Source organism: Synechococcus sp. R55.7 (genome assembly GCF_047461955.1).
GTDB lineage: Bacteria > Cyanobacteriota > Cyanobacteriia > Thermostichales > Thermostichaceae > Thermostichus.
This window is the reverse complement of the sequence record NZ_JANSIC010000109.1, coordinates 1-9,049: the sequence shown is the minus strand read 5'-3', so window position 1 is coordinate 9,049 and position 9,049 is coordinate 1. Positions and strand designations below refer to the sequence as shown.

General features: G+C 59.5%; 9 protein-coding genes. 7 read left to right on the top strand and 2 right to left on the bottom strand.

Going from position 1 to position 9,049, the window contains the following annotated elements; all coding sequences use genetic code 11:
- From NW820_RS07370 to NW820_RS07345, 6 genes are all read left to right on the top strand, one after another.
- Positions 1-227 (top strand): hypothetical protein (locus NW820_RS07370; protein ID WP_414407114.1); only part of this gene is annotated, 227 nt, incomplete at its 5' end.
- Between the two features lie 93 nt (positions 228-320).
- Positions 321-1,736, top strand: a complete 1,416-nt coding sequence (locus tag NW820_RS07365) for a RecQ family ATP-dependent DNA helicase (RefSeq protein ID WP_414407113.1) — start codon at positions 321-323, stop codon at positions 1,734-1,736.
- A gap of 147 nt (positions 1,737-1,883) precedes the next feature.
- The gene (locus NW820_RS07360) at positions 1,884-3,689 is read left to right on the top strand and encodes a glycoside hydrolase family 3 N-terminal domain-containing protein (protein ID WP_414407112.1); all 1,806 of its coding nucleotides are present in this window, start codon (positions 1,884-1,886) and stop codon (positions 3,687-3,689) included.
- A 299-nt stretch (positions 3,690-3,988) separates the two neighbouring features.
- Positions 3,989-4,282: a c-type cytochrome gene (locus tag NW820_RS07355; RefSeq protein ID WP_369791762.1), complete on the top strand. Its 294-nt coding sequence runs from the start codon at positions 3,989-3,991 to the stop codon at positions 4,280-4,282.
- Positions 4,283-4,291: 9 nt separating this feature from the next.
- Positions 4,292-4,963 carry a diacylglycerol/polyprenol kinase family protein gene (locus NW820_RS07350; RefSeq protein WP_414407111.1) on the top strand — a complete coding sequence of 224 codons (672 nt, stop codon included), beginning with the start codon at positions 4,292-4,294 and terminating at the stop codon, positions 4,961-4,963.
- A gap of 72 nt (positions 4,964-5,035) precedes the next feature.
- Positions 5,036-6,328 carry a Glu/Leu/Phe/Val family dehydrogenase gene (locus tag NW820_RS07345; protein ID WP_414407110.1) on the top strand — a complete coding sequence of 431 codons (1,293 nt, stop codon included), beginning with the start codon at positions 5,036-5,038 and terminating at the stop codon, positions 6,326-6,328.
- A 93-nt stretch (positions 6,329-6,421) separates the two neighbouring features.
- Here the strand turns inward: NW820_RS07345 and NW820_RS07340 are convergent, their stop codons facing one another.
- On the bottom strand, positions 6,422-6,787 hold the full coding sequence (locus NW820_RS07340; RefSeq protein WP_414407109.1) for a hypothetical protein: 366 nt from the start codon (positions 6,785-6,787) through the stop codon (positions 6,422-6,424).
- A gap of 324 nt (positions 6,788-7,111) precedes the next feature.
- A complete protein-coding gene (locus tag NW820_RS07335; protein ID WP_041436246.1) occupies positions 7,112-7,369 on the bottom strand; it encodes a helix-turn-helix domain-containing protein in 258 nt (85 codons plus the stop codon).
- Positions 7,370-7,689: 320 nt separating this feature from the next.
- On the opposite strand from NW820_RS07335, the gene NW820_RS07330 reads away from it, so the two are divergent.
- On the top strand, positions 7,690-8,799 hold the full coding sequence (locus NW820_RS07330) for an RpoD/SigA family RNA polymerase sigma factor (RefSeq protein ID WP_414407108.1): 1,110 nt from the start codon (positions 7,690-7,692) through the stop codon (positions 8,797-8,799).
- The last annotated feature ends 250 nt before the right edge of the window (positions 8,800-9,049 follow it).

The following is a 9,049-nucleotide window of genomic DNA, read 5'->3' as shown; positions in this document are numbered from 1 at the left end:
GGCAGTCATGGGAAAAGTATCGAAGCAGGCGGGAAGTCCCAGCTCTAGGATCGCACAAGCCCGCCGCCATCGACACCTTCACCCATGCAGCAGGTGAGAATCCCTTCTCTGCCGGGGATCCTGATCCCAGCCCCCTGGACACGGGGATAGGTGTGACAGGGATCCCCTACAGGCAAGCCGGTGGGGCCGATCCTCTGCGCCCTCACCCCTTGGGAGAGGGGAGCTAGCAGGTTCAGCGGGATTTGAAATAGCCTATAAGACAGCTTCTCCCGAAATCGCTGTAGATTGCTGAAGGAAATTGTTGAAAAGGGGGTTGCCGTTTGCAGGATTGGCAGCAAATCCAACAGGCCCTCAAGCAACACTGGGGTTACGAGACGCTGCGCCCACCCCAGGATCAGGTGATCCGCGCTCTGCTGGACAAGCGCGACGCGCTGGTGGTGTTGCCGACGGGGTTTGGCAAATCCCTGTGCTTTCAGCTAGTAGCCCTGCTGCAAACAGGGGTGACGCTGGTGGTCTCGCCCCTGATCGCCCTGATGGAAGACCAAGTTCAGGATCTCTGGAAACGCAAGCTGCCGGCAGCCTGTCTCCACAGCGAACTGGATCCAGCCCTGCGCAAGCGGGTGTTGAAGGCCCTTGAGGAAAACCGACTGCGCCTGCTCTATCTGGGGCCGGAGACCCTATTCAGCCCCCCCGTTTGGCAACGGCTGCAACAGCCTCAGGTGCAAATCAACGGCCTGATCGTGGATGAGGCCCACACGTTGGTGCATTGGGGGGGATCCTTCCGGCCCGACTACCGCCGTCTGGGATTGCTGCGCCCGGCTCTGGCCCCGGTGAAGCCCTCTTTTCCCATCGCCGCTTTTACCGCCACGGCTGACCCCCAAACCTGCAGCCGCCTCAGCCAAATCCTAGAGCTGCGGGATCCGGAGTGCATTCGCGCCGATCCCCTGCGGGCCAATATCTCCCTCAATGTGGCGATAGCCTGGAGCCCGGCGCATCGTCGTCGCCGTCTGCTGCGATTCCTGGGGGAAAATCCCGGGTCGGGTCTGGTCTATGTGCGCACCCGACGGGATGGGGAAGAGCTGGCCGAGTGGCTGGGCCGACAGAACTTGAAAACCGCCACCTACCATGGGGGACTGGAAGCGCGATCCCGCCGCCGGCTAGAACGATCCTGGCTGCAGGGGGAACTGCGCTTTCTGGTCTGCACCAACGCCTTCGGCATGGGGATCAACAAGCCGGATGTGCGTTGGGTGCTGCATTTTCATCCCCCGCCCAGCTTGATGGATTATTTACAAGAGGTGGGACGAGGCGGTCGGGATGGTGGCCCTTGCCGGGCCCTGATGCTGGTCTCGGAGCCGACGGGCCTGCTGGATCCCAGCGATCGCCGGCGCCAAGCCTATTTCTATTCCCAGCAGGAGCGCCTTCAGGCCCGAGCACGCCACCTGCTCCAAACCCTACCCCATCAGGGATCCTACGCCGATCTGCCCCCCGGAGAGGCACGGGTGGCCTTGGGTCTGCTGCAGGAGATGGGCTGTTTGCGGTGGCCGGATCCCTTTCACTTTCAGGTGTTGCACCGCCGTTGGCAGCCTTTAAGACGAGAGGATCCCTGGCAAGGGATGGAAGCCCTCATCCACGCCCGCGGCTGTCGGTGGCAGGCGATCTTGCCCTATTTTGGCTACCCTGGGGAGCAGCCCGGCCTGCCCTGTGGCACCTGTGACCGTTGTCGGCTTTCTCGTTAGCCCTCAACAGCCCGCTGCGAGCCGCAACCGGCAGGAGTGGCTATCACGATCTGCGTTTCTGCAAAGGGAGCAGTTCCCCTTGCTGACGAACTTTCGGCTGTGCCTATGAGTGTTTCCGGATCTCCGCTCGAGGAACTGGATCGACCCTTGTCCCTAGCCCGGCAGGTGGCGCAACTGTTGGTGGTGCCGGTCTCGGCCCGTCTGGGATCCCAGTCTCCTCCCCGAGAGATCCTCAAACGGCTTATCCAGGAGGTGGGGATCGGGGGCATCTGGCTCACGGATGGCCACGTGGCCGAGGCCCTGCTGCTGATCGAGGAGGCCCAGTCTTGGGCGGCTCTGCCCCTTTTGGTGGCAGCCGAGGTCGGGCGGGGGCTGGCCCTGCAGGGGGCGACCCCTTTCCCCCATCCTCTAGGGTTGAGCCGCCTGGGGGCGGAAGCCGAGCGCTGGGCCGAGCAGTGGGGGCGGATCACGGCGCGGGAGGCGGCGGCCATCGGCATCAATTGGTTGCTCAGCCCGGTGGCAGAGCCGCTGGGGGAAGGGGCGCTGGCGGAGGATCCCCTGTCTGCTTTGCAACTGGCGCGAGCTTTTGTGCGCGGATGTGAGCAAGCCACCCCGGGCAGCACAGGCGGGATCCTAACCACAGCCAGCTCTTTTCCGGGCAAAGGCTGGAGGGATCCGGTTCAGGCCGGACTGAAGCCATCCCCAAAGACAACAGACACCCCCTGGTGCCCCCGATTAACCCTGACCCTAGCCCAGCTCCAAGAGGGACCTTGGCTGCCTTTTCGAGGTTTGGTGGAGCAGGTGGGGGCGATCTTGGTTTCTCATGTGGTGCTGCCGGAGTGGGATGAGCGCTGGCCTATCACCCTGCTGCCGGGGCGGCTAACCCAACTGTTGCGCCAGGAATGGGGGTTTGGCGGGCTTATTGTTGTGGACAGCCTCGATCAAGGCTGCTTGGCAGAGCTGGCCAATGCTAACGGGCCCAACTCATTGGCCGTGCGGGCTTTCCAGGCCGGTGCCGACCTAATTTTGGCCCCCCCCGATCCGATGGCATCCTTGGCAGCCGTTTTGGAAGCGGTGCAACAGGGATCCCTCAGCACAGACCAGCTTGCCCAGTCGGTGACGCGGGTGCTGCGGGCCAAACAGCGACTCCTACCCGCCGCCTCAGCTCTCCTCAAACAGGTGTGGCCGGCCCTGGCAGAAACCGACTTCAGCGCCCTTGGCGGATGGATGGGAGCCAGGGATCCCACAGATCCAGCCCTCAACCGTGGCTCTCCAGCCGAGCAACTGAAGCCTTTGCTGTTGGGGGATCCCATCTCCAAGGACAAGGACTCCGTTCCGCGGACGCGAACGGCGTTGGGAAAGTTGTTCAACAGGCGCTCCCACCTGACCTCTGCTCTGCACAGAGCCGCACAGCTGGGATCCCTCTTGGCCGAGAAGGATATCGCCCCCTGTCAAGCGGCTATGGCCCGCGGTGGCGTGGAAGGAGGCCGGCCCCTCAGCCCGCCCGCAGAGCCCGGATGGTTGAACTGGATCTGGCAGGATCCCCCCTTGGGTGCTGCCGATGTGCAGTTGCAATCTCCCGCCCTCCATGTTCCGGCTGCCTTAGGCATGCTTCCTGTGCTCAGCGATGCCCTTACCCCCCTGCCTTGGTTGGAAGCCGCTCTAGACAACGCCCCAGGATTCATCTTCCAAGGTTTCCTTCGGGATCCCTTGCCCAACTATGTGCTGGATTGGCTGCAACAGCATCGGGAGCGGGTGGCAGCCGTCGTCATTTATGGTAATTTATCTCTCTACCGCCGCCTGCAGGCGCACTTTCCATGGGCCAATGCCATCCACAGCCTCAACCGGGATCCCTGGGCCCAAGCGGAGGTGATGGGGCGGCTCTTTCCCAACCGTTCCCCCTCAGAGGGATCAAAGTCTCACGTGGCCCAGCCAACCATTAAGAAAAAGTAAATACCTTTACAGATTATTGGCAGGGAAAGGCTCCTGAGTTATCGTGTTGGTTGAAATGTAAAAGATTGAAACGGTTTCTCTCAGCGTTGTCTGTGTCTCCCTCCCTCTCAGAGACCACTCAATCCCGCAGCAGCCAGTCATCAACTGGCAGTTGCGTCGGCTTTGAGCAAAAGCGACTTCAGCCTTCATCCCAACAGCGTTTACAACCCTTCCTCAAATCCTTGCAGCGATTCTTTACAAGTGTCTGGGCTCAGAAAACTCGGCTGGGTCTTGCCCTCCTCGGCCTAGGGCTGGCGATATTGACCTGGGCTTGGCTAAGTGCTGAGGCTCGTCTGGATCCCTACACGGAAGCCGTCCTCAGCTTACAGGGGCAGGTTAGCCATGGTGCATCCTTGTTTGCCCTCAACTGTGCCGCCTGTCACGGAGAAGAAGCGGATGGGCGGGTGGGGCCCAGTCTGCGGGGGGTGAGCAGCCGCCGCTCGGATCGGTTTATCATTCAGCAAGTGACCGGTGGCAAAACGCCTCCCATGCCCCAGTTCCAGCCGGATCCCCAGGAGATGGCAGATCTGCTCAGCTACTTGAAAACCCTCTGAGGCCGTTTCATGGGCCTGGCCCAGCAGCTTGCTTGCTATGCTCTCTGGCTGGCCGCCGTATTTGCTTTTGCGGAATGGCTGCGCTCCCGGCAGGTGGACGGGGAATGGGTGCGCAAGGCCATTCACATTGGTGTGGGCAATATCATTTTGTTGGCTTGGGCTTTGCAAGTGCCTCGCTGGCTGGGGGTGGGATTCTCTCTGGTGTTCGCCGGCTTGGCGCTGCTCTCCTACCGAGTGGCCATCTTGCCCAGCTTGAATGGAGTCGGTCGCCGCAGCTTTGGCACCTGTTTCTACGCCGTCAGCATTGGCCTGCTGCTGTTTTGGTTTTGGCGTCCCCAGCGACAGGTCTTCGCGGTGATCGGCATATTGGTGATGACGTGGGCCGACGCCCTGGCGGGCTTGGTGGGCAAAACTTGGGGCCAACACCCCTACCAACTGGGATCCATTCAAAAAAGCTGGGAGGGATCCCTGACCATGTGGGCGGTGAGCAGCTTGGTGATCGCGGCTCTGCTGCTGGGGTACTTTGGCTTCTCTCTCCCTTTGCTCGGAGTGAGCCTTTTGGTGGGAGGGATGGCTATGGGGCTGGAGGTGTTCTCTTGGTGGGGGTTGGATAACCTGACCGTGCCCCTGGCCAGTGCCGGCCTCTGTTTCGTCTTGATCCAGATCCTCAATTATTTGTAACGCTTGCTACAAAACGTTCCTCTCCCGTCCCCGGCGGTATAGCGTGGAAACAGCCCTTTCTTCTTCTCCACCATGGCTGCAAGTCCTGCGCTGGCCTCTTCTGCCCCTCCCTCTCCCGCCCACATCTGTCCCTTTGCCCAGGCTTGTAGCTACCTGGATTGGGCAGCTGGCGAGCTGAAACTGGATCCCGGCTGGGTGGCAATCCTCAGCACCCCCCGTAAAGTGGTGACGGTGGCGATCCCCGTGCGGCTGGATAACGGACAAATCCAAGTGCTGGCCGGCCATCGGGTGCAGCATTGCAACGTTCTCGGCCCCTACAAAGGGGGGATCCGCTACCATCCCGCGGTCACCCTTGAAGAGGTATCGGCCTTAGCGATGCTCATGACCTGGAAATGCGCCCTTATGGGCATTCCCTACGGTGGGGCCAAAGGGGGGATCCCCCTCGATCCCAAGCGTTATTCGGTCTCGGAGCTGGAGCGCATCACCCGCCGTTACACCAGCGAGCTGATCAAGGATATCGGCCCTGCAGAGGATATCCCCGCTCCAGACATGGGAACTTCTGCCCGTGAGATGGCCTGGATGATGGATACCTATTCTATGAATGTCGGGCATGCGGTGCCGGGAGTGGTGACGGGCAAACCTCTCTCGATTGGGGGATCCCGAGGGCGAGAACTGGCCACCGGACGGGGGGTGATGATCACGGTACGGGAAGCCTTGGCCCGACGTGGTGGATCCCTGGCAGGGGCAACGGTGTTAATCCAAGGTTTTGGCAATGTGGGTGGAGCAGCGGCCAGCTTGCTGCATGAGGCGGGAGCTAAGATTGTGGCGGTTTCCGGCAGTTCTGGGGGCCTTTATAACCCCAAAGGACTGGATATCCCCGCCCTCAAAGCTTACATGAAGGAACGGGGAGGACGCATGGCGGGCTTTCCACAGGCTGAGCCCATCAGCAATGCCGACCTGCTGGTGCAAAAAGCGGATGTGTTGATCCCTGCTGCTCTAGAGAACCAAATTACCGAAGCCAATGCCCACCAAATTCAAGCCCGGATCGTGGCAGAAGCTGCCAACGGGCCAACCACTCTCGCCGCCGACCGGATTTTGGAATCGCGAGGGATCCAGGTATTGCCGGATATCCTAACCAATGCCGGTGGAGTGGTGGTGAGCTATCTGGAGTGGGTGCAGGGACTCTCTTACGTCTTCTGGGATGAAGAGCGAGTTTATCAAGAAATGGAAGGTCTGATGGTACGTGCCTTTGAACGGGTGGTGCAGGAGGCAGAACGGCGGCAAGTGTCGCTGCGACTGGCTGCCTACACCCTGGGGGTAGGCCGAGTGGCGCAAGCCCTACAGGATCGCGGCCTTTACCCGTAGACGCTCCCCCACCTGGAGACCGGGAACTCTTGGCTCAACAAGCCCACTTGCCAGGGTTCGGCTGCCCAAACTCTGCTGGAGGTATTCCTTTTCTCAAGCCCGACGGCGTTCTTGCTCCTGCTTTTCGTGCTGCTGCCATTGCTTGAGCAGCTCTTTTGCCGCCTGCGGGGTAAAGTAGTCCAGCTCCATCAGCTTACGGTAGGTCAGAATTTGTCGCATCTCCAGGGGCATATCTGCTTTTTGGTAGAAGTAGCGAATGCGATTGATGTTTTGCTCCATTTCGGTAAACTCTTGCTCCCGCTTGATCTGCCTTTCCTGCTTGAGCACTTCATGGGGAGCGGACAGGCGGCTGTAGTTAGGGATCCGTTGCGTGCCTGTGGTTTTGCTGGCAGCAGGCAGACGGTGGCCTCCGGTTTGTCGGCTGTTGGCCTTGTTGGAATTGAAGAAGAAAGAGAGCATCGGCAAACCTCACACAAACAGATAAACGGCGGGAGCTTAACGCCAAGTCAACAATATCAAGTTTAGGTGAAGAAGCCTGTGATCCAGATCCTTCTTGGAAAAACCCGTACTTCCGGCGCGGCGCTGTATCTCTCTGCTTTTCCCACCCCCGCGGATGGTCAAGGAAAAGCTGGGGTTTGGCCTCAAGCCAATCTATTCATGAGTCCAGCCTACCGTGTTTACACGGAAAATGACTGAGATCACGTCCGAGAGTACAAGGTATTTAAGTATCTTCACGTCCTTTTGTTCGGGATCCCTGTATCGGATGTACTTTCCCGCAGGCCGCTACAGGTGGGATTCATCTCCGCTCAGCAGCCAAGTGACCGATACCCCCAACGCCTTGGCAAAGGCCACCAGTTCCTTGTCGATGACGCGCCGTTTTCCCTTTTCCACCTGGCCAATCTTGACGTAGTCCAACTGCACACCGTACTTGGCCAAGCGGCCCGCCAGTTGATCTTGGGTGAGTTGCAGCTTCTCCCGTACCCAGCGCACCCGCTCCCCAATCAAGTTGGCCGATGGATGGTGCCGGTCGTTAGACTCCATAGGAGCAGAAAGCCGTAAATATTCTTTTCCAGACTGAGGAAGTTGAGGGATCCTCACATGGTAGCCTGAGCTGGCAAGGTTCCCTTTTCCTGGGATCCCACCCGGCAGCCGTTGAGCTAACCGGCTCAGGAACAATCTTATCTCAAGGTCTAGATCGAAAATCGCTTACCGCTTTTTGGCGAGCGACCCCTTGCCTACAAGGACTTGACGGACGGGATCCCTGCTGTTCCCGCATCCAAGCGGAAAAATCTCCGGACAAAAAAGAGGGGCATGATCGATTTTCGCTCGCAGCAGCAGCAGAAACCTTTTTAGACTGGGAGATGAAGTTCTCTCCTCACCTGGCTGTGGTTTTTTCTCGTCCTCATCCTGAACACTCTGTCTCTTCGCCTCAGGAGTTCGACGATCTCTGGTTCGACCCCGAGTCTGCCCCTCAAGACGACCTCGCAGAAGTTGACTCAGAGCCAGGGGCCGGCGGATCCCGGTTGAATGAAGACGCTGTCGATCACTACCTGAATACCATCGGTCGCGTGCCCCGCATCGATCACGCTGAGGAAATCGAGCTGTCGCGCAAAATTCAGCAAAAGCTCCTCATCGACCAAGCCCGGCAGGAATGGCGGCAACGGCGGGGGGAGGATCCCAGTGACGAGGCTTTGGCCGAGGCCCTGCAGATTTCCGTATCCACCCTACGCTCCCGCATCCGACAAGGGGAGCAGGCTCAGCGCAAGCTGGTCAACGCCAACCTGCGCCTGGTGGTCAGTGTTGCCAAAAAATACCTCAATCGGGGGGTGCCCTTTTTGGATCTGATCCAAGAGGGCAATATCGGGTTAATTCGGGCCACCGAAAAATTCAATGCGGAGCGGGGGTTTCGCTTCAGCACCTATGCTCATTGGTGGATTCGCCAAGGCATTACCCGTTGCATTGCCAATCAAGCACGGACGATTCGCCTGCCGGTACACATGGTCGACAAAGTACGCCTGCTCAAGCGCACCAACCGCGAGCTGATGAAGCTGCAGGGGAGGCGGCCCACCGAAGCGGAGCTGGCAGAAGCCTTGGGCATTAAAGTCAAGAAACTGCGCATGATCCAACAGGCTGCTGCTTTGCCCCTGTCGCTGGATGTGCCGGTCGGCCAGGAAGGAGAAAGCCGCCTTGGAGATTTGCTGCAAGATGAGCGGCAAGAGCAGCCCTTTCAAGGGATCCTCGTGCAATCCATGCAGCAGGATGTGCGTTCTGCCATGCAAACCCTGAAGCCGATTGAGAGGCAAGTGCTGGAGTTGCGCTATGGGTTAGACGGGCAACAGGCGAGAACCCTGCGGGAGGTGGGGGATCACTTCAACCTAACGCGGGAACGGATTCGTCAGATCGAGCGGGATGCCCTGCGCAAGTTGCGGGTGGGATATTCTTCGCGGGCTTTGGCTCAGTACATTCGCTAGTGGCTACAGGCCTGGCAGACCGATTTCCGGGCCAGCTTCTGCCCAGGGATAGCCTTTTTTCAATCTTCTTGGGTTGAACACCATAGCCCCTTGCAGCGGCGATGATAAGGATCCCTTATCCCCTGAGCCTATTGGGGCTGATGACCCCCCGGCTACCTCATCTTCACGACCAGAGCCAGTGGGAAGGACTTTGGCAGCTAACCTCTTTGGTCGTTGAGGAGTTGGCTGATCGGTTTCCTCTGGCGCTCAG